Source organism: Paenibacillus nuruki, assembly GCF_963311185.1.
Lineage (GTDB): Bacteria > Bacillota > Bacilli > Paenibacillales > Paenibacillaceae > Saccharibacillus > Saccharibacillus nuruki.
In genome coordinates this window covers 2,873,569-2,897,088 of the sequence record NZ_OY725677.1, presented here as the reverse complement: position 1 = coordinate 2,897,088, position 23,520 = coordinate 2,873,569, and the positions used below count along the sequence as shown (strand labels likewise).

22 protein-coding genes are annotated in these 23,520 nt (G+C 39.8%); 12 read left to right on the top strand and 10 right to left on the bottom strand.

The genetic code is table 11. The features are described from left to right. Positions 1-66: 66 nt before the first annotated feature. On the bottom strand, positions 67-810 hold the full coding sequence (locus tag RCP16_RS12970) for a hypothetical protein (RefSeq protein WP_308640474.1): 744 nt from the start codon (positions 808-810) through the stop codon (positions 67-69). A gap of 243 nt (positions 811-1,053) precedes the next feature. On the opposite strand from RCP16_RS12970, the gene RCP16_RS12965 reads away from it, so the two are divergent. After that, positions 1,054-3,018 (top strand): fibronectin type III domain-containing protein, encoded by a 1,965-nt coding sequence (locus RCP16_RS12965; protein ID WP_308640473.1) that lies wholly within the window; start codon positions 1,054-1,056, stop codon positions 3,016-3,018. A 123-nt stretch (positions 3,019-3,141) separates the two neighbouring features. Here RCP16_RS12965 and RCP16_RS12960 read toward each other — a convergent pair whose 3' ends face one another. Then, complete coding sequence (locus tag RCP16_RS12960) at positions 3,142-4,455, bottom strand: APC family permease (RefSeq protein ID WP_308640472.1); 1,314 nt, start codon at positions 4,453-4,455, stop codon at positions 3,142-3,144. A 112-nt stretch (positions 4,456-4,567) separates the two neighbouring features. Between RCP16_RS12960 and RCP16_RS12955 the strand changes: the two genes are divergently transcribed. Both RCP16_RS12955 and RCP16_RS12950 read left to right on the top strand, forming a co-directional pair. Beyond that, entirely contained in the window at positions 4,568-5,485 is a 918-nt protein-coding gene (locus tag RCP16_RS12955) for a LysR family transcriptional regulator (RefSeq protein WP_308640471.1), read from the top strand. Positions 5,486-5,524: 39 nt separating this feature from the next. After that, positions 5,525-6,451 carry an alpha/beta hydrolase gene (locus RCP16_RS12950; protein WP_308640470.1) on the top strand — a complete coding sequence of 309 codons (927 nt, stop codon included), beginning with the start codon at positions 5,525-5,527 and terminating at the stop codon, positions 6,449-6,451. A 72-nt stretch (positions 6,452-6,523) separates the two neighbouring features. Here RCP16_RS12950 and RCP16_RS12945 read toward each other — a convergent pair whose 3' ends face one another. From RCP16_RS12945 to RCP16_RS12925, 5 genes are all read right to left on the bottom strand, one after another. Beyond that, positions 6,524-8,134, bottom strand: coding sequence for an alpha/beta hydrolase (locus tag RCP16_RS12945; RefSeq protein WP_308640469.1), 1,611 nt, complete (start codon positions 8,132-8,134; stop codon positions 6,524-6,526). A gap of 41 nt (positions 8,135-8,175) precedes the next feature. Continuing rightward, positions 8,176-9,201 (bottom strand): FecCD family ABC transporter permease, encoded by a 1,026-nt coding sequence (locus RCP16_RS12940; RefSeq protein WP_308640468.1) that lies wholly within the window; start codon positions 9,199-9,201, stop codon positions 8,176-8,178. Further along, complete coding sequence (locus RCP16_RS12935; protein ID WP_069327212.1) at positions 9,194-10,201, bottom strand: FecCD family ABC transporter permease; 1,008 nt, start codon at positions 10,199-10,201, stop codon at positions 9,194-9,196. The genes RCP16_RS12940 and RCP16_RS12935 overlap by 8 nt, the downstream gene beginning before the upstream one ends. A gap of 18 nt (positions 10,202-10,219) precedes the next feature. Then, complete coding sequence (locus RCP16_RS12930) at positions 10,220-11,200, bottom strand: ABC transporter substrate-binding protein (RefSeq protein ID WP_308642483.1); 981 nt, start codon at positions 11,198-11,200, stop codon at positions 10,220-10,222. Positions 11,201-11,286: 86 nt separating this feature from the next. Continuing rightward, positions 11,287-12,951: an AraC family transcriptional regulator gene (locus RCP16_RS12925; RefSeq protein ID WP_308640467.1), complete on the bottom strand. Its 1,665-nt coding sequence runs from the start codon at positions 12,949-12,951 to the stop codon at positions 11,287-11,289. Between the two features lie 168 nt (positions 12,952-13,119). Here RCP16_RS12925 and recQ point away from each other — a divergent pair, with 168 nt between their 5' ends. The 5 genes from recQ (at position 13,120) to RCP16_RS12900 (ending at position 19,691) form a co-directional block, all read left to right on the top strand. Further along, complete coding sequence (gene recQ, locus RCP16_RS12920) at positions 13,120-15,003, top strand: DNA helicase RecQ (protein WP_069327214.1); 1,884 nt, start codon at positions 13,120-13,122, stop codon at positions 15,001-15,003. A 163-nt stretch (positions 15,004-15,166) separates the two neighbouring features. Continuing rightward, positions 15,167-15,991: a hypothetical protein gene (locus RCP16_RS12915; RefSeq protein WP_308640466.1), complete on the top strand. Its 825-nt coding sequence runs from the start codon at positions 15,167-15,169 to the stop codon at positions 15,989-15,991. 78 nt (positions 15,992-16,069) lie between these two features. Beyond that, positions 16,070-16,795 carry a thioesterase II family protein gene (locus tag RCP16_RS12910; RefSeq protein WP_069327216.1) on the top strand — a complete coding sequence of 242 codons (726 nt, stop codon included), beginning with the start codon at positions 16,070-16,072 and terminating at the stop codon, positions 16,793-16,795. Then, positions 16,792-18,561, top strand: coding sequence for a B12-binding domain-containing radical SAM protein (locus RCP16_RS12905; protein WP_137222167.1), 1,770 nt, complete (start codon positions 16,792-16,794; stop codon positions 18,559-18,561). Before RCP16_RS12910 ends, RCP16_RS12905 begins: the two co-directional genes overlap by 4 nt. Positions 18,562-18,674: 113 nt before the next feature. After that, a complete protein-coding gene (locus RCP16_RS12900) occupies positions 18,675-19,691 on the top strand; it encodes a hypothetical protein (RefSeq protein WP_308640465.1) in 1,017 nt (338 codons plus the stop codon). 8 nt (positions 19,692-19,699) lie between these two features. On the opposite strand, the gene RCP16_RS12895 is transcribed toward RCP16_RS12900, so the two are convergent. Continuing rightward, positions 19,700-19,993 carry a hypothetical protein gene (locus RCP16_RS12895; RefSeq protein WP_308640464.1) on the bottom strand — a complete coding sequence of 98 codons (294 nt, stop codon included), beginning with the start codon at positions 19,991-19,993 and terminating at the stop codon, positions 19,700-19,702. 157 nt (positions 19,994-20,150) lie between these two features. On the opposite strand from RCP16_RS12895, the gene RCP16_RS12890 reads away from it, so the two are divergent. Next, on the top strand, positions 20,151-20,381 hold the full coding sequence (locus tag RCP16_RS12890; RefSeq protein ID WP_308640463.1) for a helix-turn-helix domain-containing protein: 231 nt from the start codon (positions 20,151-20,153) through the stop codon (positions 20,379-20,381). 30 nt (positions 20,382-20,411) lie between these two features. Here RCP16_RS12890 and RCP16_RS12885 read toward each other — a convergent pair whose 3' ends face one another. Both RCP16_RS12885 and RCP16_RS12880 read right to left on the bottom strand, forming a co-directional pair. Continuing rightward, entirely contained in the window at positions 20,412-20,789 is a 378-nt protein-coding gene (locus RCP16_RS12885; protein WP_308640462.1) for a hypothetical protein, read from the bottom strand. Between the two features lie 103 nt (positions 20,790-20,892). Continuing rightward, the gene (locus RCP16_RS12880; RefSeq protein WP_308640461.1) at positions 20,893-21,429 is read right to left on the bottom strand and encodes a hypothetical protein; all 537 of its coding nucleotides are present in this window, start codon (positions 21,427-21,429) and stop codon (positions 20,893-20,895) included. Between the two features lie 129 nt (positions 21,430-21,558). On the opposite strand from RCP16_RS12880, the gene RCP16_RS12875 reads away from it, so the two are divergent. Genes RCP16_RS12875 through RCP16_RS12865 form a run of 3 tightly spaced genes read left to right on the top strand, consistent with a single transcriptional unit; the run spans position 21,559 to position 23,498 of the window. Continuing rightward, positions 21,559-22,029, top strand: a complete 471-nt coding sequence (locus RCP16_RS12875; protein ID WP_308640460.1) for a VOC family protein — start codon at positions 21,559-21,561, stop codon at positions 22,027-22,029. An 8-nt stretch (positions 22,030-22,037) separates the two neighbouring features. After that, positions 22,038-22,688: a DUF3885 domain-containing protein gene (locus RCP16_RS12870; protein ID WP_308640459.1), complete on the top strand. Its 651-nt coding sequence runs from the start codon at positions 22,038-22,040 to the stop codon at positions 22,686-22,688. A gap of 15 nt (positions 22,689-22,703) precedes the next feature. After that, entirely contained in the window at positions 22,704-23,498 is a 795-nt protein-coding gene (locus RCP16_RS12865; protein ID WP_308640458.1) for a PP2C family serine/threonine-protein phosphatase, read from the top strand. The last annotated feature ends 22 nt before the right edge of the window (positions 23,499-23,520 follow it).

Genomic DNA, 23,520 nt, shown 5'->3' with positions numbered 1-23,520 from the left:
TTTAGTCATAACTTATCAAGCTTGTGTTCATGAATGAAAAGAACGAGCGCTATCTAATGCATTATTTTACTTGTGTGTCGTTGTTTTAGCAGAAGATGTAGAGGCAGTTACAGGCGCTTTTTTAGCAGTAGATTTAGTAGTCGTAGCTTTGTGAGCAACGGCTTTTTTATGAGTGACTTTATGATGTGTTACTTTTTTATGATTTACTTTTTTAGCATGGTGTTTGGTAGCTACCGATTGGCTAACATGACGAGCAGCTTTGTGTTTTGGAGCTGTTGTTACTACTTTGTGTGTAGTGCCTGCTTTTTTATGAGTGACTTTATGGTGTGTTACTTTTTTATGATTTACTTTTTTAGCATGGTGTTTGGTAGCTACTGATTGGCTAACATGACGAGTAGCTTTGTGTTTTGGAGTTGTTGTTACTACTTTATGTTTGGTAGTACCGGCTGTTTTGTGTGCAGTCGCTTTTTTATGAGCGGCTTTGGTTGCTCTATGTTTGGCTTTTGTTGCTTTGTGAGTTACTTTATGAGCCGCTTTTGTCGCTTTATGCTTAGCTTTGGTCGCTTTGTGTTTGGCTTTCATCGCTTTGGCTGTTGTAGGCGTCGCTTTGGTAGTCGTTGTTACTTTTTTAGCTGGAGTTGCTGTAGTCATTGTAGAAGGTGCTGCTTTGTGAGTGGCAGTGACAGGTGTAGTGTTTTTCGGTGTAGTTGAAGTTGCTGTTGTTGGTGTAGCTGCGAATGCGCTTGTTGCGCCTCCTAATACACTAATTGTTGTTAATAATACTGCTGCATTTTTTGTCCATTTTTTCATTGGAATCACCTCTTCTTAGAATGTAAATTTATCTTATCAAGAGGTTATGTGAGAATCGTGGAATAGATGTGTGAAAAGTGTATGAAATGATAATACAGCGATAATCGTTTCTTTTTCAAAAATATAATAAAATAAAAATATACATTAAACCCATATTGTGCTATTAATTAGACACTTACTTGTATACATAACCCGTTGATAACAGCATCTGTAGTTCATAACGATCAAAAAAGGAGGGTAATAATGCAAAATCAATCTCAGTGGCGTAAAGGATGGCTATATGTATGTATCTTTAGTTTGCTTGTTATTTGTGTTCCTCAAGCGAAGACAGCGGAAGCGGCATTAGATGGAAGTGAAGGACTGGTAGGTAATCGGATTCCTGTGGGTACAACGTATACATCAAGTACGTATGATCCTACATTTGATCCTCAGAATATTGGAGATGGTGATTGGTACAGTATATGGAAAGTATCTGCAAATACAGGAATAATACAAATGAAGTTTGCCGAGGCAGTGAATCTCAAAAGTGTACAAGTCTCTACAGGTGGAATCGGAGATCGTTATGAAACGTATACGATTCGAGGTCTACAAAATGGATACTGGCGTAATATCGCTACGCGTACCTTTCATGTCACTACAGGCGGCAATCAAGCATTAACCCCTATTTCCGTACAAATAGGCTGGTATGATGGGATTAGTATTGCCGTTAGTTCTACACGTAATTGGGTGATGATGAGTGAAGTTCATCTTGTACCTACAACAACAAGTACTCCTCCAGCACAACTCCCAGCCCTCAACAAAAATGAACAAGTCTCTCTTTCTTGGAAACCGATTGCAGATGTAGATCATTATCAAATACGTTACGGTACTACTTCTGGTCAATATACAGATACAGTTACCGTAGCCTCAGACACATATAACAACTTTACCGTTCCTAACCTAGCTACAGGAGTCACTTATTATTTTGCGGTAGCAGGAGTACGCAATGGCATCCGAACGAATTATTCCAATGAAGTCGGTGGAATGCGTATACGTGGCAATCCTTTTCCAGAAAATACAGGTAAGGGTGCAAGTAGCGAATACTATCGTAATCCGGTTGAATATACCATGGATGGGGATATACTATCCAAATGGAAAACACAAAATAACAGTAAAAATGCAACGTTAAGTTATGGGATACGCTATCCATTGTATATTGACGAATTACAATTTGTGATCACTGCTCCTGTTGAAAGTGATATCACATACAAAATATATGAACAAGGACGAAATGGTAATACCTTGATCGGGCAAAAAACAGTGCATGTAGCGGGTTCTTTATCACCTGTACGTATCGAGAGTATTCCGATTGAACCGGATTGGTATCAATTACTTAAAATCGAAATCAGTTCAACCGCCGCACCAGTAGAGGTCAACGAGTTATTATATATCAGCGATCGATCTTCGATGACAGGATTACAAGCTACACCCCAAAATGGACAGGTACATCTGACATGGGATGCGGTTCCCGAAGCGGATGAATATCGAATTACGTATATGAAGCAGTACCCTGATGTGTTAAATGGTCAGACGATTACCGTTCAAGCAGATACGTATCAAGATTATACAGTGACAGGGCTTGATAATAACAGTGTACCTTATTATTTTGTTGTGAATGCTGTAATCGATGGGCAAAATCAGAACTATTCCAATCTCGTCCATGCCACACCGATGAGTTATGCGACAGGTGATCCTGTACCCAAAGGAACCATCGTCACAACTCTCGGTTATTACGATAACAAACCACCTGAAAATACGATAGATGGCGATCTATCGACCTACTGGATACCGAATACAGGTGATCATAAGAGTGGGACGATTAACTACCGTTTCCCTAAGCCTGTTCAATTAAGTGCGATTCAGTTAGTCAGTATGCTGAATGTACCGGGTAAACAAGCATTTACTATCTATGGTCTACAAGGCAACAATTGGAATCTATTATATGATGGCAAAATCCAAGCTTACTTTAATCCTTTCGGTGGAGTTCTGCCAGCTATTCCTGTACCACCCGGCAAATATGAAGGAATTATGATTTTAACTGAAACGAAAACGACATGGGTGACTTTTCAAGAATTGTTATTATTCTATGGCGCTAATACCAACGGTACGGTGCTGACTGATACGTATAGTTCTGTATCTATACCTACGGTAAGTACAGATACGTATTAATTGGAAGTCACACAGACATTCTAAAAAGGAATAGTCAATTGAAGTCAGGAATCCCAACAGTACAATAGTAATCTATCCAAAAAAAGCTGTTTTGTAGGCAATTGCGTACAAAACAGCTTTTTATTATTCGATATCGGATTTCAACTCTTTATCCAAAATGATCGTTTTGTGTAATGAATATCTAGATCGTACCCAAACGGTGATTCCGAAAAGTAAAGTGATGGCGACTGGATACAGAATCGCCCAGCCTGTAAATGGAAAAATTATGGCTGTGGCTACAAAAGAAATCCAGCTAATGATAACGCCAAATCGACTTTCACGTAATAATCGAATCCCTGCCGCACATCCTCCTAAATAGGTCAGAATAAAAGTAGCATTAGGTAATTGAATCAGTGTGGTTAAAGAGACAGTGTGGCTAGCATATAGAACAGTGATTAATGCAAAACAAACACTTAGAAAAAGAATCCCACCTACAGGTGTATTGTATCGGGCAGATAGTAGACTCATCCATTTGGGAGCATGATGTTGTCTGGATAATGCAAAAGCGACCCTAGAAGAAGCACCTACATAAGCAATAATCGTCGCTGTGCAAATAAAAATTCCTGTAACCCCTGCTAACACAGCGCCCCACGAACCTAGCAAACGACTGATTACCCACACAAGGGAAGCATCAGACCCGCCTAACAAATAACTTTGTGTCCCCACTGTCGCTAGTGCAGTCAGAAAATATAAAATTCCTACTACAATCGCAGCAATCACAACGCCACGCACAGCGGCTTTCCGTGGATCTTTAAATTCTTCGGACATATGAGAAACAGCTTCCCAGCCGATAAAGCACCAGAACAGAATGGCAGCCGCTTGACCAATACTTTTCCAACCGTGAGGCATAAATGGAGTAAAATGAACCACTTGGATCTCAGGTACAGCCGCTATAATCGCAAATGTAAGTACAGCTACAATCGAAATCACAACCGCAATCTGTATTTTGCCAGCGACTTGCATCCCGAACCAGTTCGTAATGAGCCCTGCTAATAACATCAATACAGCGATCAAAATTCGAACCGAATCACTCCATCCGATCGCAGCAGTCATATACCCTGCTCCAGTTAGGGCGGCTACAGGAGCCCCGATCGGAACCGACATTAAGAAAAACCACCCGACTAGAGCACCTGCACGTGGACCAAAGGCTAGACTGACAAAATGAGAAACGCCTCCAGCGTTAGGGAACTTGGCAGACAATAATCCCATCGACAAAGCCATCGGCAAAATCAATAAGGTCATAAATCCCCATGCTATTAGTGAAGCAGGGCCAGCCATCTGAGCGGCAAGTCCGGGAACAAGCAATACACCTGATCCTAGAACAGCTCCAATATATAGAGCAACCGCTTGAGGGAGCCCTATTGTGCGTTGCAAACCCGATGAATGAGACGTTGTCATTTTATTTTCCCGCTTTCCTTGTCATTTGCTATAGCGTAGCAGATAATAGTGTTATCGGAAAAACAGAAATTTTAAATGTGATCCATCTAAAAAACCGATGGGAGATCAAATAATGGAATCTAGACATTTATTTACGTTTCTAGTTGTGGTTGAAGTCGGAAGTTTCACACGTGCAGCCCAGCGACTAGATTATGCGCAATCCAGTATTACTGCGCAGATTCAAGCGCTTGAAGCAGAGCTGGGTACGCCTTTATTTGATCGTATGAACAAAAAGATTTTGCTCACAGATGCAGGTCGACGCTTGTTACCTTATGCACAAGAAATATCCAAAATGCATGCTCTTGCTAAAGATGCAATTCGTTCGGATGCCGATCTGTCGGGTACATTAACGATAGGTGCTCCAGAATCGCTGGCTGCTTTTCGCTTGCCGAATATTATTCGTGAATATCGCAAGCATCATCCATTGGTCAAAATTATTCTCAAACCAGGTGCCTGCGCAGAATTGCTAGAGATGATTCGTAGTGGAAGTTTAGATATCGCATTTCTATTGCAACCTGAGATGGAAGATCGTGAACTGCATATGGAGACACTGACGCATGAGAAAATGGCGATGATTGCGCCAATCGATCATCTGCTTGTAGGCAAAAAGCATATTGTACCTGAAGACTTACGCCATGAGACGATTTTGCATACAGAATCAGGGTGTACGTATCGCACATTATTCGAACAATATTTAAATAGTCATGGCATTTTTCCTGATCCTAGTCTAGAATTTTGGAGTCTGGAAGCGATTAAGCAGTGCGTGATGGCTGGATTAGGTATTTCTTTTTTACCATTAGTAGCTGTTGAGCGTGAATTGCGAGAGAACAAATTAGCACAATTAGATTGGGATGATCGTGAACAACAAGTGTACACACAACTGAGTTATCATTTGAAAAAGTGGCAATCGCCTGCTTTAGATGCTTTCTTGGAGATCGTTCATCGTCATGCAGAGAGCTGGCAAGAAGAGGCTTTTATTCATACAAGTTAAATACAGATGATTTCGAATTATGAAGGAGAGTAATCAATTATGCATAAAGTAGAACATTTAGATCATTTGGAAAAAGGGATACGCACACTGGTAGAAGAGTTTGTAGAAGCAGGTCGTCCTTCGGTTCTTCATCAAAGTATCGAAGAACGTCGTGCAGGATATCTGAGTACAATTGCTTTAGCAGGAGACAAAGCAGATATTTATGCGGTTCACGATATTACGATAGATGAGATTACTTTCCGCATCTATCAATCCGTCGATCAGTCTAATCTACCGGTATTGATCTATTATCATGGTGGATGTTTTGTCAGTGGAGACTTGGAGACACATGATCAGCAGATGCGTCAATTGGCGCTAGAGAGTCAATCGTTGGTGATTGCAGTGGATTATCGTTTAGCACCAGAACATACATATCCAACAGCACATGATGATGCGCTACACGCTGTGCATATTATTCGTGAACATCTAGCAGAGTGGGGCGGAGATACAGATCGAATCACAATCGCTGGTGATAGTGCAGGTGGACATTTGGCACTTGTGACCTGTTTACGATTGAAAGAACAGGGTGATTGGTTGCCTCAGCGTCAGATTCTAATCTATCCTATGCTGGACGCAAGCGGTACAAGCACCACGTATGCACAATATGGCAATGATTATATCATAACAAGAGATGTGTTAATTAGTGGATATGAAGCTTATTTTGGCGATTTACCTTTGGATCATCCTGAAGTCAGTCCATTATATGCAGAGAATCTGACCGGACTGCCAGAAACGTATATGTTAACTGCTGAATTCGATCCGTTATTATTTGAAAATGAAACCTTTTATCGTAAATTGTTAGAGGCAGATGTACAAGCACATTGTCGTCGTTACCTAGGTGTGAATCATGGGTTTTTCCAATTAGCCGGAATCAGTATCGCAGCCAGACAATCCTTACACGATGTAGCGACGATGATTTACCGTTAACACAAGATTCATGTGATGATCAAAAGCAGACCTGACATCGATCAGGTCTGCTTTCTTTGTGTACTTAAATATCTAGATATAAAGCTTAACGCCTTCTTGAGCAAACATAAATCGAATCATCGGACTGATCAAAGGATGCAACACGGACATATGCCCTTCACCCTCAAATACGATATGTTTTAGACGAATATCATGTGTGTTTTGGTAAGGCTTTATCTTTTCATAAAATAAGCGAGTATCATCAAGCATACTTTGATGCTCATCTGTTCCTATCGCCAGCATAAGATGGATGTTCACGTTTTGTTCGGCAAAAGTATTCTCCAGTGCAGGCAATAGATCAAATAAAATGCGATCTTTCCACCAGAAGGAAGGGCTTCCTGCAATATACGTCTGGAATAAGGATGGACGTGTGATCAATGTATATAAGGTAAAGAATCCGCCTAATGAATGTCCAAATAATCCCTGATTTTGCGGATTTACTGGATAATGGCGCTGAATCTCAGGCATTAATTCCTGTTCGATAAAGTCTAGAAAATCATCGGCTCCTCCATTGCAAGGCCATGGTGTGCCATCCGGTCGTAAGCCAGATTGAATATCAGGTACCGTCAGATCACGAAAGCGACGTTCAGATACAAAAGGTTCATCTGTAACATAACCAATACTGACAATCATGCCTGAGGGTAGTCCGCGTGGGTGACGTGTCTGCAAGCGCATCGCTTCTGCAATCGAACCGAAATAAGCATTTCCATCCACCGTATAAAGAACCGCATACCCTTCAGCAGAAGGAGGTTTTACGGGCAGATAGACAAAAATCTGATACTCTAATCCTGTCTGCTTGGAACGCATCACAAAAGTAGTTGTTCCCGGTATAGCGTAGCGATCAGACGGTGTAAGCTGTTGTGCTAGAGTAGTAGCAGAAGAAGCCGAATACATAACAGAATCATCGGAAGATTGAGGAAAAAGAAACTGTAATGCTTTGACAAAATATTGCGTCATAAACATAAGATCATGTGTACCACCGTCCTCAATATCTAACAAAAGGTGCTGATCAGGGAAACGTTTATCTTGCCATAATTGACATACCCGCAGAATATTTTTGACCATCGCTTGTTGCTCATTGTGCTTATAAAATCCTTCACGATTGCCTACAGATACATATAATCTGGACTGTGAAGCAGGTGCAGGTTGTGCTTCGATATAGTCCATTAACCCTTTGTACCAGCAGGAAGGAGAAAGCATACCCAGACGACCGAATACATCAGCTCTCCAGTACGCCGTACACATGGTCACCAATCCTCCCAAAGAACCACCGATCATCCCGGTAGATTCAGCTTCTGGCAAAGTACGATACCGCTGATCCAAATGAGGCTTGACCTGATCTGCAAGTTCATGGATATAGACCTTACCTTGCCCACCAAAATCAGGGAAGGAGGGCTTTAACGCAGGGGCAACCCATGGCGTATATTCATACGTACGTCGATCTGTATGTACTCCTACTAAAATCAATTCGGTAAGTAATCCTTCGCGAAATAAACGATCTAGATAGTTCTGACAGTTAGCGATCAGTTGACCGCCATCATGCACATACACGACAGGATAATGACGTTCAGACAAATGGTACGAAGGAGGCAAGTATACCGTCACTTTGCGTCCTAGAATATCAAGTTCATCTTTATGTTTCATAGCGTCGTATTCCTTTCTATGATGAATTTATGAAGGTGGTCTTAGACTTTACGCCGCCGACTTAACAACCAGACAAAATAAGGAGCTCCAATAATAGAAAGCACAATCCCGACAGGCAATTGAGCAGGTGAAAATAACGTCCGTCCGATAAAGTCCGCAATCAATACTAATAATGCTCCGATCACACCACTAAGTGGAAGCGCACGCCGATGAGCCAGTCCAACAAGTTGAGTTGCCATATGCGGAGCAATCAAGCCTACAAAGCCAATACTTCCAGACACAGCCACACCTGAGGCGACAAGCCCTACGCTGATAAACATCAATATCGTTCGCTTTTGACGCAAAGGAATACCCAGACTTAATAAGGTATGATCACCCAGACGCATCACATCCAGTAGACGTGTCTGATACAGTAACCATGGAAGTAATATCATCATCCATGGAAATAGAGAGATCACAAATAACCAATTAGCAGAGTTCAGACTACCTGATAACCATGAAGCCGCTTTTTCAAAATCTTGCGGGTCCATTTTGAGTGAAGCATATAAAGTAATCGCCGAGAATCCAGTGGTAATCGCTATGCCGACCAGAATAAGTCGTTGCGGATTTAACCCATTTTGATCTTTGGCTAGCAAAAAGATAAGCAGTGCAGACAAAAGACCGCCTGCAATCCCGAATAAAGGCATAAGCATAATCGCTAGATTGCCTGTCAGATCAATCTGATCGCGAAGCAAAAACATAAATAGCACAATAAACATGCCCGCTCCTGCATTAATACCTAGAATCCCCGGATCAGCCAGTGGATTACGAGTTAGACTTTGAACAACCGTACCTGCGATACCCAGCGAGATACCGATCAACAGCCCTAATACAATACGAGGTAAGCGAAATTGAAAAATGACTACGGTATAAGAAGGATCGTTTGATGTATGAAACAAAGTCGATATAACATCGATCAGTGAGAGTTTCATTTCACCATACGTTAGCCCGATACAGATCATAAGCAAGATCGCTATTATACCTACACCCATTAGGATGAGATACCGTTTTTGAGCGAACTTATCCATGGCTTTTTCCTCCTTTGCGACGAATCAAATACAGGAAAAAAGGAACACCGAACAAAGCGGTGATCACACCAATCGGTGTCTCAAATGGATAATTCACAAATCGAGATAAAATATCACAACAAGCAAGAAAAATACCTCCAAGAACGCCGGATAGTGGAATAATACGTCGATAATCAGTACCGCCGATCATTTTAGCGATATGAGGAACGATTAGTCCGATAAATGCAATTTTTCCAGCTAAAGCGACAGAGATACCAGATAGCAAAGCAACAGCGATAAAAGCAGCAAACTTAACGAGTTTGACCCGTTGCCCGAGACCTTTAGAGATCTCATCACCCAGCGATAGTGCCGAAATTGAGCGAGCGAGTAACAGCATGATAACGAAACCTACGATAGCAAATGGAATCGACAACTGAATCAGTTCAGGATCAATCTGATACAAGCGAGCGTTATACCAATAACTGATTCGTTGAGCCACATGAAAGTACATTGCTATCGCATCAGCCAATCCATTCAAAAACATACCGGTCAATGTTCCAAGAATCGCGAGTACAATTGGTGATTGTGCGCCTGGAATCAATGAGGACATCCCGAATACCAGCAACATACCAAAAGCTGAACCCAGCATAGATACGACAATCAGACTGCTTCCATGCACAGAAGGAGCAAAGATCATACATAATGTAATCGCAAATACAGACCCATCAAGTACACCGAGTAACGATGGGGAAGCCAGATCATTACGAGTAATACCCTGCATAACCGCTCCAGACATCGCCAGAAAAGCCCCGATCAATAGTGCACCGATGGCTCGAGGTAATCGAGAATGACGTATAATCTGATGATCTACATTACCAGCATCGAAATGAAATATAGCATTCCAGACATCCAGTGATGAGATATTTTTGGCTCCATATAGAATAGATAAGATCATCATTAAAATAGTAACTACCGGAGCAAGTGTGAAAATCACTGCCGGTAGTTTGTTTATTTTGTACATATTAGATTCATTACTTTCTTATTTGGATTGTAACTTGTCGACAAATGCTTGCAGAAATTGAATTTTGCTATAGGCAGTTCCACCTTGAGCCAGTGGATCGACTACATTGACAAATACATTGCCATCTTTAACCGCTTGAATACTTTGGAAAATCGGGTTATTCTGCAAATCTTCCAGTGCGCCTGTAGCATCTGGATTCTCGTCTTCAGAGAATTGGATAAACAATACATCTGGATTCATCTGAGCAAATTGTTCGATCGATATCGCTTCTTGTGATTGTGCAGATGCAACTTCAGTTGGGATAGCCAATCCTAGATCACTGTACAATACAGGATTAAAATACAAGTCAGGTCCATATAAGCAGACCGATCCTTCACGGATACGAACGAGCAAGACTTGCTTATCTTGTAGTGTAGGTTGTAACGATGTTTTAGCCTTTTCTAAGTTGGCTTTGTATTCATTAATTTCTTGAGTAGCTTGTTGTTGCTTGCCACTAATGTCACCCAAAAGATTCAAGTTCGCTTCCCAATTGGTAGCGACATGCGAATATGGAATAGTCGGTGCGATCTGTTTTAATTTTTCCAGTACCGCAGGATCGAATTTGGTCGTTCCCAGAATAATATCTGGTTTGAGTGACAAAATCTTTTCAAAGTTAGGATCAACTTTTTCACCTATCGATTCAGCTTGATCTGTAATCGAAGCGAATAAAGGCGGGAATTTTCCAGAAATAGAAATAGCCCCAACTGGATGAATATCAAGTAAAATCGAATCTTCCATCGCTTCCAAAGAACCTGTAATCACGATTCGTTTGGCTTGGGCTGGAATCGTATACGACTGATTCAAATACGTTATCGTTCGTGTAGCTGTAGAAGTGGCATCGGTAGAAGCTGTTGTAGCGTTCGCTCCTGCTGGTGTTGCTGTGGTGTTGGCACTATTGCCACATGCGGCCAATAACACAAACATGACCATCATAAGTATAGATATAGATATTTTTTTCATCATAATAGTATAACTCCCCTCGTTATCAGTGAGAAAGATTCTCAATAGCTATGATAGAGGTTATGTTTCTTCTTTTCCATAGACAATTAGCGGATCGTACATGGACTTTTGGCGGACAGATACTGGATCAGTTCTTCACGTATTCTGGTCAAAGCTATCGGAGAATATTCACGCCATGGACTGGAACTTAGAATATGCAATCGATGTTGACGAACAGCAGGAAGATCCAGCCAACGGGAAGATTGACGTAACCGATGCCAGTGTTCTAAGGTCTCCGAGTCTTGACGAATTAAAATACAGATATGCTCTACATCGCTTGCTTGTAGCTGTTCCCATGTCACTAAATCGTCTTCATTATTGTCTGTAGGTGCATCTTGAGGACGCTGTACCCCCAATTCGTGATAAACATAATCTAATAATCCTGCTGAACCTAGACTGTATAACTGCTCACGAAGCATACGAACAAATAACACAGAAGGTCTGGAATCATCTGAACGTGTGAGTAACGAGCGGGCATGAGCCGTACGCTGATCGAAGGTATGAATCCATTGCTTTGCTTCTGCATGCATATTGAGTTGATCAGCCAGTTTATACAGTCCTGTTCGCCATGATCCTTGTTGTTCTTCAGGCAATGTTATTACTTTTGCATATTGACTTAACCGATGATATTCCCATGGTTGAATAGCATGGGAGCATAGTATCCAATCAGGGTTCACTTCTTCGATTCGCCTCATTACAGCATGATCCTGCGGATCTGCATGACCATATTCCAGATGATAAGGGATATCTGCACCATATCGTTCTAGATAATAGCCTGACCATTTCGGATGTAAAGGTGCGGCATACGGCACAATATCAAGTGGCAACAAGTACCCAAGTGTAGAAACACAAGCATAAGCGGCTACTTTTTGCTTCCGCTTGTTTATGTATTGTGAAGGAGAGACTCCAGTTTCTTTTTTAAATACACGGCTAAAATAAAACTCATCTCGATAACCAACTTCATGAGCGATATCTTTGAGCTTGTAACCTGAACGAAGCATCAGTTGTTTGGCTTGCGTAAGCCGAATTTCTGTTATATAGTCATGAGCACTTTGCCCGTATGTTTTTTTGAAAACATCAGAGAAATGCTTGGCACTCAGTCCAGCGATCTGACTTAATTGTTCCAAAGTCAGCGTCTGTTCAGGATGTTCTGCTATATAGTTGCGAGCACGTACCAGCCCATCTTCAGGTTGTGAGTGATACACTGGATTGGCATGGACCGCCGTCACCATTTCAAATAGCAATTCAGTCGCATCGATCTGTGCTCGCCAACGATGTAACGCATGAGTCGAACGGAAAGCAGAGCAGATCTGCTGACATTTCGCACTAGCATATAGAAATGTAGCTTCTTCGGGTAAAGAAAGAGATTGCATATCACGAGCTAATAGTAATTGCTTCGAATCGTCTGGATGTGGAAAATACAGTTCGATATGGAGCATGGCTACCTGTGTATGGAGGTGTTCTGAAGATAAAGCAAATGTACTTCCAGCATGGCAGATATAGACAGTATCTTGTCTCATAGGATAAGGATGATTTTCACGTTTTAAGACACATTCTCCTTCAATCAGCACAAGAATAGTAAGATGTGTCGCCATAATCTGTGTCAAAGCTAATGAAGACTGAGGCTGTATATGATGAATATCTGCATGATGCAGTTGTAATAGATAAGGATGTGGTGGAGCTGTTAACGATAGTAAATCTGGAAAGTTCAATGTTGATTCTCCTTTACATATGAAAATGATAATCATTATCATAATTATTATATCAGATTGTATAAGTTGCTGAGAATTATCATGAATTCTCTGTTAAAATAGAAGGATAGATTTGAAGCAGAAGAAAGTTATATCATCACTACAGAATTAGGATAAGGAGTTTTGGCAATGAGCGTGCAAGCGCCTGTGATGCAGGAAGCACAGACTTTGTTACAGAAGTATTTTGGATATGAAGACTTTAGAGAAGGTCAACGGAAGATAGTAAATAGTCTGTTACAACGTCAAGATACCCTTGGAATTATGCCAACAGGTGGCGGTAAGTCGATCTGTTATCAGATTCCAGCGATGGTCAATGATGGAGTAACACTGGTGATCTCACCGCTGATCTCATTAATGAAAGATCAGGTCGATGCGCTGACAGCAGCAGGGATTCCTGCGGCTTATATTAATAGTACGTTAACAGGTAAAGAAGTGAATGAACGGATTCGTGCTTCACGTCGCGGAGACCTGAAGTTACTATATGTAGCACCTGAGCGATTAGAACTGGATTGGTTCCGTGAAGAAATGAACGGTGTCAATATTACATGTATCGCTGTTGATGAAGCACACTGTGTATCTCAGTGGGGTCATGATTTTCGTACCAGTTATCTTGAAATTTCACCGTTTGTGAATCAATTGCCACAGCGTCCCATCGTTGCTGCTTTTACAGCAACAGCTACACCGGAAGTGCGTGACGATATTTTGCGTTTATTGAGATTAGATGATCCGCAAGTTTTTATCACAGGGCTGGGTCGAGATAATCTAGCAATGGCGGTTATGCGTGGTACACAGCGTCGTGATTTTGTCATTGATTATGCCAAGTCTCATGATAATGAATCCGGTATTATTTATGCAGCTACTCGTAAAGATGTAGATGATCTGTACAGTCGTCTGCTTAGTAGTGGTGTAGCAGCTGGACGTTATCATGCAGGAATGAGCGACGATGAACGGGATCAGAGTCAGGAAGCTTTTATTTATGATGATATTCGTGTGATCGTAGCTACGAATGCATTCGGGATGGGTATTGATAAGTCTAACGTTCGGTATGTTATTCATTATAATATGCCCAAAAATATGGAAGCTTATATTCAAGAAGCCGGTCGTGCCGGTCGTGATGGCGATCCTAGTGAATGTATTTTGCTATTTAGTCCGCAAGATATCATGACACAGAAATTTCTACTCGAACAAAATATGCATGAAGGAGATCGCAAGCATAACGATTATCGCAAAATGCAACAGATGGTGGATTACTGTTATACGACCAAATGTCTGCGTAATGCGATGCTTGATTACTTTCATGAAGAACATTCCGGTGAACCTTGCGGACAATGTAGTTCTTGCCGTGATGCGCGCGAGTTAGTCGATATGACGATAGATGCGCAGAAAATATTTTCGTGTATTCATCGTTTACGTGAGCGATTCGGTGTATCTGTGGTTGCGCAAGTCCTTAAAGGTTCACGCAATAAAAAAGTACTGCAATACCAGTTCGATCAATTGCCCACCCATGGATTAATGTCCCATTTGTCGGAAAAAGAAATCTCAGAACGTATCAATGTACTGGCGGCAGAAGGGTATCTACTCCTAACAGAAGGACAATATCCAGTGGTGAAATTACAACCGATCGCAGCCGAAGTTCTTAAAGGACAGCGTAAAGTGATGCAACGTGCGCCACGTCCAATGGCGGGTTCTGCTTCTAGCAGTTCAAGTTCTAGCCGTAGCCGTACAACAAGCCGTAATAATGATGCTTCAGCAGTGAATGAGACGATCTTCGAGCAATTGCGCCTGATTCGCCGTGAACTGGCATCACGCGAAGGTGTACCATCTTATATCATTTTCAATGATGCTACTTTACGTGAAATGAGTGTCGTCGAACCACAAAGCGAAGGCGAAATGCTGGAGATTAAAGGTGTCGGTGAAGTGAAATTCCGTAAGTATGGTGAACCATTCCTTGCTTTTTTCCAGAAGGAAAGTTTGGAACTGGATCAAGGGCGTTACGATATGGAAGAATTCTAAATTAAACATCCAACAACCGATACTTTGTCTGGTTCAGTTTCTTTTCACAACGTATATTGAAAAGAGCTTAATCGTAACAAGTATCGGTTTTTTTGCTACATATATGTACTAAAACGAAATAGATCAAAATACATCGTAGAATCAATGATTCGGAGGAATAGACGTGCCTTTATTTGACAAATATATCGGAATAGATTACTCCGGTGCAGATAAGCCCAGATCCAAAATTAAAGGATTAGCGGTAGTGCAATCCAGTCAAGGATCAGCTGCGTCTTTAGTCTATCCATCTACTGCTCAGCATTCAGCTTCAGACAAAGAACGTTTGTGGTCGAGAGAAGAAGTCTATTTCTGGCTACGGAATCAGCTACTCTCTAGCCAAGAACGAATGATTATTGGAATCGATCATGGGCTGTCCTATCCTTTATCTGTGTTGCAACAACTAGAATTGGATCAGTGGGATGATTTTCTCAAATGGAGCAATCAGACATGGCAGACAACCAGACTTACAATGAAGCAAAGTAAAGACCAAGCTCATTACACCAATTCGACCGCTAAGCGATTAGTTGAACGCGAATTTGTACCTTCTACCAAAAGTGTCGTCGATCTGGATCGAGTCTCGGGGATGCAAGGTGCAGTCTCTTATTCCACCCATACCGGATTACCATGGATCTATAGGCTACGATACTGGCAAAAAAGACATGGAATGAACATCCACTTCTGGCCATTTGATGGTAAAATAATACCGGAACACCATCATGTGATCGTCGAAGCCTATCCATCGTTATATAAAAGAAGAATGATAACAGAACCTCATCTATTCAATGTTTCGACTTACAGTGAACATGAACGGGATGCTTATTATATTGCAGAGTGGATGCGCGAACGTGATCAAGAAGATACGTTAGCACCTTATCTTGCATTGCCTACATTAAGCCCAGCAGAGGATCAACTAAGTCTATTAGAAGGATGGGTACTGGGCTGTTTGTAGCAGACGTGATCTACATTCAACATCAGTATGGCAACTCACTGCATCGCGATATCCAAACAACCTTATGGAGGTATACACATGAATAATGCAATTCGTTTATTTACGTTAGCTTATGCAGGTGGCAACGCCTATATCTATAATTCATGGAAAAAATCATTGCAACCGCAGATTGAATTGATCCCGATAGAGCTTCCCGGTCATGGAGCACGGATATCTGAGCCTTTAGTTAGCGATACACAGAGTATCGTGAATGATATCTGGCAACACATACAACCTTATTTTCAAGACCATCGTCCATTTGCTTTTTTCGGGCATAGTATGGGCAGTATTCTTGCTTTTGAAATGATACATAAAGTGTATACCGAAACAGGACGTTATCCGGTAACAAGTCTATTTTCAGGCAGAGTTGCTCCCCATATCCGTAGTGAAAAACAATGGAGTAAGCTACCCGATCAAGCGTTTATTGAAAAAGTCATTACCCTCGGCGGAATACCGGATGTTATACTGGAACATAAGGAATTATTGGAGATGATTATTCCTGTATTGCGTGCAGATTTTAGCCTTGTAGAGCAATATCGCTATGACAGGCAGTATAAAGTATTTCCATTTCCGATCACAGTGTTGACCGGGAAACAGGATCAAATGACAACGATAGATATCGAAGCATGGAGTGAGTATTCATCGCTTGATGCGACATTTAAATCTTATGATGGTGGACATTTCTTTATTAATACTTGCGCAGAACAGGTGCTTGCCGATATCCGAATGATTTTGTTAGAGCATGAGAGGAGCTTATCGCTATGAAAGTCGTATTATCCACATTGAACGCCAAGTATATCCATACATCACTGGCGATTCGTTGTCTCAAAGCCTTTAGTGAGAAGGACTTTGATATTGAACTTGCTGAATTTACAATCAAAGATCCAGTGATGAATATTGTATCTGATTTATTTCAACGTAAGCCTGATGTAATTGGATTCTCTTGTTACATCTGGAATATTGAAGAAACAATTAAAGTGATCGATATTCTCAAAAAAGTAATGCCTGAAGTGAAGATTGTGCTCGGTGGGCCAGAAGTGTCTTACGATACCGAATACTGGATGAAGCGTGTAAACAATATCGACTTTATCGTAATTGGAGAAGGCGAAGAAACGTTCCACCATTTACTGCAAGAGATCGAAGGCGCAGGCAAGTATCATTTTGTCTATGGAGTTGCTTATCGTAAAGGTGAAGAACTGATTATGATGCCCGGTCGTCCGAAGCTTGATCTGAATGAATTGCCTTCGCCGTACCGATTTGTCGAAGATGTACCTGAACTGGCGAAGCGTGTTGTTTATTTTGAAACGAGTCGTGGGTGTCCATTTAGCTGTCAATTTTGTTTATCCAGTATTGAAGTAGGTGTACGGTACTTTGATATCGAACGTACCAAAAGCGATATTCTGTACTTGATCGAACAAGGAGCCAAATTAATCAAGTTCGTCGATCGTACATTTAATATTAAGCGTGATTATGCGATGGAAATGTTTGAGTTCTTAATTGCTAATCATAATGGATGTACCTTCCAATTTGAAATTACCGCAGATATTATGCGTCCAGAAGTGTTGGATTATCTGGCAGAACATGCACCTCCAGGTGTATTCCGCTTTGAGATTGGTGTGCAATCAACCAATGATCCAACCAACGAATTGGTGAAGCGTCGTCAGAACTTTACCAAGCTCAGTCGTACCGTAACGAAGATCAAAGAGTCTGGTAATATCGATCAGCATCTGGATTTAATCGCAGGATTGCCACTCGAAGATTATGATACATTCCGCAAAACATTTAACGATGTGTTTGCATTAGGGCCGGAAGAATTGCAATTAGGATTCCTCAAAATGTTACGGGGAACAGGGCTTCGGATCGATGCCGAGAAATATCAGTACACGTATATGGATCATGCACCGTATGAGATTTTGAGTAGCGATAAGCTGACCTTTGACGATATCGTGCGCTTGAAGCGTCTGGAAGATGTGTTAGAGAAGTACTGGAATGCACATCGGATGGATTATACGCTGAACTATCTGCTGTATAACGAATTCCAGTCGCCATTCGACTTTTTCCAAGAGTTCGGGAATTACTGGGAAGCACAAGGCTGGCAAAAGATCGGTCATCAGCTGGAAGATTTATTTACCCATTTACAAGCATTCTTAATGGATCGCCAGACCCCGCGGATGGATGTTGTACTGGGACTGATGAAGTTAGACTACTTCCTTAATCACAAATACAAACCACGCAAAATCTGGTGGGACTTCACGATGAACAAAGACCAGATGTCTAGCCATATCAGACATGCGATTCAACAACCGGAAGACTTTTCAACCGAGTTTGTCGAATTGAAATTGAATGACAAAGAACTTCACAAGCATACAGTCATGGAAGAATTACCATTCCGTCTGGATAAAATTCTTGCTGGCGAACCGTTATCAGCTAGCGAAGGACGCAGTCTGTTACTGGTAGCGTATCAACAGAATGAACAGCAAAAACCAATATTTTTCACCACTGCTTTATCGCCTAAAGGGGCAGCAATGTAAGATTAAGAAGCACCAGTTATATTGTCATGATATAGCTGGTGTTTTATTTAATTTAAAGGAGAATAAATGATTTAAAAAATAAAAGATTTGTAATAGAAATAGGGAGGATAATAATGTTTATTGAAAAAATAAAGAATTTAAATTGGAATCAGATATTAAAAGAATTTGAAAGTGCAAGTGATGAAGGTGATTTTTTTAATAAATTTACTAAAAAGTATACAAATCCATTATTGAGTGAAAGTACATATGAGAGCAAAGAAACAGAAATTTATTTCCGACTTGAGATCACTAAATATTTATTGAAAAAAGTTAGTGCATGTAACAAAGAAAAATACAAAAAAATGCACAAAGGAACTCCCTTTTACTTTTTAAGTATGTTTTATTTTTTGACTAAGCATTATGAGAAAGCTTCCTTTTATTTGAATGCTACTATTTTAGAAGATAGGAAAAATGCAGCAGATATTTGGGAAAAATATGCTGCGTACTTAATGTTTACATTAAATACAGAATTTGAACTTCAATTAGGTGAAGAAGATTTTTTTGTGAAAAGTTTAAAGAACAAACTAATACAAGAATTAAAGGAATTTAATAAGAATTGGGATTTGAATTTTAATAGCTTTATACAAAATTTTGTGGAAAATATATTAGCAGAATCAGAAAATTTTCTTGCTAAATCTTCTATTATAACAGCTATATATTCTTTTATTTTAGAGAAAGAAGAAATTGAAATTCTTATAGAAACTAGAGGAGAAATTGGAGGAAGTATAGAGCCAATAATTTTGCATCTTTTTAAGGGAACATTAATTGTCGAGTCTTTACTTAAATTGCATTATGATGGAAAAACATTAGGTAAAATTTATAATGACTCTAAATTTAAATCAAAGTATAATTTATATGATATGAAGATAAGCGCTAGTTCTTTAAATGAATTGTTAGATTTGAAATTAAAAAATAAATTAAAATTATCTTTTACTGTTGCTGGAAAAATTAGAAATACTACTGCACACAAATTAGCTTGGGATGATATATTTGATGATATAAAAAATTATAATTTTTTATACAATAATATTATGAATGCAATATTTCATGTTATTTATACTGAATACGTAAAATTTAAAAAGAGCCATTAGGCTCTTTTTTATTTATATACATTCAATTCACTAAACAGTTCAATAGCATCCTTAAATCCTTGCAAATAAATTCGACTTTCTACAATAGCCTGTAATTCAAGTTGAACATCTTCGTACATAAATGCAGTATGTTGTAGATTCTCTGGTAAAGAATTTCTCATGATTGAAAATTGTTTGTCACACTCATTACGAAGAGAAACATATGTAGATTCAACTTCTTGTAGATCAGAATATAATACTTCTAATCGTTTACGGATTAGAGGTTCAAGCATAATTTCTAAAGATTGATTTGTATTAAACATATCATCATCTCTCTTTCGTTTAACTCTATAAGGTTATTATATAACTCTGAAAGGTTTATGTAAAGTGATTATTTAACTTTATAGAGTTAATTAATACGTTTGATATTGAATAAAAGAAAAGTGAAAGATAAGATAATAGCTATGAGGGGTGAATAAAGTGCTTAAATGCAATTTGAGAATATTGATGGCTGAACATCGAATCGATGATATTACAGAATTAATGAAGTTGTCTGGACTAAGTCGCAATTCGATTAATAAGCTTTATCGAGAAGAAAATGTAGAAACAACTAAGCTAGAAACACTATTTAAATTATGTGATACATTTCGGTGCCAATTATCTGACTTGATTGAGTACCAGCCAGACCAAGAAGAAGCAGAGAATAAGTAGACAATAAAAAAAGCCATCCCGAAGGATGGCTTAAGCACGCATACTCATACGTTCCAATTTAGATTCCACTCGAAATACACGATGATTCAGAGTAGCTAGCTCAGAATCTTTTTCATGAAAATACTCATCAAACGTTTCTAACAGAGCGACAATATCTTTGGGCTGATCATTTTCAAGACGAACGACCGCAGTGTGAATATCACTGATTTTAATATTGGTTTGTACTTGATTTTTTTCTAAGTGGATCTGATTTTCTTCCAGTTTTGATTGTCTTTCTGCTAAAAGAATTTGATTCTGATTAAGTTCTTGTATGCCGTCTTTTAGAGATTGATTATCTTGATGAAGTAATAGTACATCTGTTTTGACTGACTTGATCTCTTGCAAAATCTGTTGAAGCATATGTTCCATCCATTTCCACACCTTTCAGCCCTATACATAGTACGTAAATAAATGTTTTATTGCATTATTATAACTTAATTACGTATTTTTTAAAAGAGAGAAAATAGAAATATTACTCCGGTTCCACTCCTGCCACTACCCAACGCTTGCTATACTTTTCCATCCGTGGATGTAGTGTTTTGGGTTCTTCCGTCAAAACGATTTTGAGCTTGCTAATCCATTCTTCAAATGAAGAAAACGATGCAAATAAGTTCGCCATCTCAGGAGTCATCAGTAGAAAATAAGGCGATTGATAGTGATCGACTAATGTACGTAATGCCGCTTCGATCGGGGTATACTTTTTACGTTTACCGTCCCAATTTTCAACCGTAATACTTTTACGACCAGTTTCTCTTTTCCAGGCATGAAGCCGATCTTCACGTTTGTAATAAGCGGATACCGGTTCTTTGGACATGCGTTTAACCGTCAGTTCATGCAGTGGATAGAGCACCAAGCGTGTGAACTGCATATGATCCATCGTGCGTAGTGCCAGATTGAGATCGTCATCTGTTGTATGTTCGAACGAATCGTAGTAGATTAGCGTGCCTTTGCTTTTTTCAATCACAGGTTCTTGTCCATAAGGTACAGTGGTATATGAATCGGATTTCATCAAAATGCCCCCTCATCGTAAACGGATATATGTGTATATAACCCTATTTTGTGAAATTAGACAAGTTTTAATATTGAGGTAGAATGGTAAATAGAAGTTGAATATCACCTATATGAATGGAGGATTATCATGATTAAAGGATTATATGAAGCCTTGTTACCTGTCAAAGATATGAATAGATCGCTCGCTTTTTATGAAAAGTTAGGACTAGAAATCGCTCATCATGGCGAAAGTTTGAGTTTTGTATGGATTGAAAAGGGGATCAGTTGGTTAGGCTTATGGGAAGGTGAACAAGTCCATACTCCATATCATCCTTCTTTGCGCCATATTGCGTTTCGCGTCGATTATGAAGATATCAAGCAAGCCAAAGAATGGTTAGAAACCAAAGGAATTGCTGTACGTGAAGTGTTTGGTTTTCAACCGATTGCACCGATCGTATTACCGAATAGACCTCAAGCGCATACCGCTATTTATTTCGATGATCCTGATGGCAACTTATTAGAATTTATCTGTCCTATCGAATTAGACACATCGGATCAAGAACAGATGATGTATTTGCATGAATGGGAAGAATTACAGTCCAAGCGAGGTAAAGAGTGAGCACATTTATGAATCATGATTTTAATCAATGGTTAGAGCAGACTTTTCCGCAAATGAAGTTAGAAGTGCCTTTGTTTTATAACTTTCCTTTAGGATTACGGTTTGAATTAGGAGTACCTTATCGGGGGATTGATGATCCGACTTATTTTGAACAACTTGAGCAGCGTGCTATCTCTTTATTTGAAGCTGTATTTGCTGAAAGTGAACAAGTATGTGTAATGACTTTTACCTATCAGACTGCATTATCGGATATTGAGCATATTGAGCGCAATGAAGTTCAGGTGTTAGAAAATTATCTACAACCAGAATATGTTTCACAGGTTAGTATTCACTCTGAACAACCTGATTATGATGAAGATACAGCAGAATTAATGGGATATATTCAAAGTAAATATGTATGGTGTACGATTGGTGATCTTGATTATGCAGGTATTTTGAAAGCAATTGGTTATACTGATTTTCCAGAGCGAGAAGCTTCTTTAGTAGAAAGAGTATTTTTTATAGAACCCAAGCAAGAAATTATTTTCCATATGTACGATGATCGTGGATTGGATATTGTAGGTATGCAACAAGAGTCATTACAGCGCTTGTATCACCAATATTATGATTGGCTTTTACGTTATGATTTGGAAAAGATGAATCAGGTTTTTAGTATATAAACAAAGGAGGTATTTATGAGCTATACATGGATCGGAAGTGAGCGACCTTTTTTAGATACGCCAACGACGATAGAGCAACAAGGGATACATATAGGATGGTATGGTGGCAATACAGAAGCGGGTGCGAATAAAAATGAAGATGGATTATTGGTGATACAAAGTGAAGATGGTTCTGTCAAATTAGCTGTTCTGCTAGATGCTCATCAGACAGCAACCAGTGCAGCATTGATTGTACAGACATTGCAACAGGATGAAGCTAAACTTCAAGTGATATTAGAGCAACCTGATGTATTTGACGTATTTGAAAAGTATATTGTGGACTTGTTCTCAAGTGTTGCATTTCGCCAAGCTTGTCAGCAGGTCACCGGAGAAACGTCTTGTCTAATTGTTTTGCAAAAAGAATCGTATCTCTGGTGGTTCTCGGTAGGCGATTGTATAGCATATTTGCTTCATCCCGATCTAGCTCACTGGGGACAGTATGGTCTTAATCAACGGCAATTCTATGAATGGATCGGACAGGTCAATACGTTCGATCTGGAAGTTCCTTGTTACACGATTGGCAAAAGACAATTGCGAGCAGGGCATAATATCATCGTCTTAATGACTGACGGTGTAGTCGATACGCCTGATCAGTATTTTCAACGTCCTGAACATCTGTATCAAGCATTGGTCAATGATGATAAGCTTAAGCCGAATATGCAGTCGATCTTAGACCATATTCATACCCAACGTGGAAAAGATAGCGCCACCATCATAAGCTGGGGGTATAGCAATTCTCAAGCTCCACAGATGCCATCAGATATGCCCTGAATGAAGATAAGATTCAGTGATT